This window comes from Streptococcus sp. NLN64, assembly GCF_015831295.1.
In the GTDB taxonomy this organism is placed as follows: domain Bacteria; phylum Bacillota; class Bacilli; order Lactobacillales; family Streptococcaceae; genus Streptococcus.
The window spans coordinates 19126-19824 of the sequence record NZ_JADXDQ010000036.1 but is presented as its reverse complement, the minus strand read 5'-3'; the positions used below and the strand labels follow the sequence as shown (position 1 = coordinate 19824).

The following is a 699-nucleotide window of genomic DNA, read 5'->3' as shown; positions in this document are numbered from 1 at the left end:
TAGCAGCTTTGAAAGGCTTTCCAATTGTCTATATTGATGAAACAGGTATTGATACTTATCTATATCGTAAAAATGCCCGTGCACCTAGAGGTGAAAAGATTTATTCCAAAGTTTCTGGTCGTCGATTTGAAAGAACTTCCATTGTATCTGGACAAATTGGTCAGACTTTTGTAGCGCCAATGATTTACAAAGAGAGTATGACGAGTGATTTCTTTGTAGAGTGGTTTAAACAAGAGCTTCTACCATCTTTAAAGACTCCTCATGTTATTGTTATGGTCAATGCATGTTTTCACCCTAAGAAAATACTAGATGAACTTTCTATCTATGCTGGTCACTTCTTTTTACCTCTACTACCGTATTCTCCAGAATTAAATCCAATTGAGCAAAGTTGGCTATTCTAAAAAAATCAGTTACAGAATTACTTCGCAAGATGGACTCTATAACTGATGCAATAGCATACTATTTAAAAACTAAATAACTATATATTGAAAAACTCCAAGGTTAAATACAAATTGCTTGTGATCTTGAAATTTTCCAAACAACTTATTATAGACCCCAAATCCTAAGGATGTATTTATGATACTGTCGTAATGATTTTAGAGATGTATTGTAAACGTGTTCTCAAAAGAGCTAAAAAAGCATTCCAAAAAATGGAATACAAAAGAGATTAAGCTAGTTCACAAGCTAACCTATCTTTAG

The 699-nt window shown here is 32.9% G+C and carries 1 protein-coding gene; it reads left to right on the top strand.

Annotated features, from left to right (window positions below; all coding sequences use genetic code 11):
• A partial coding sequence (locus tag I2503_RS06400) for a transposase (RefSeq protein ID WP_196967399.1) occupies window positions 1-401 on the top strand: 401 nt, incomplete at its 5' end.
• Window positions 402-699 lie beyond the last annotated feature (298 nt).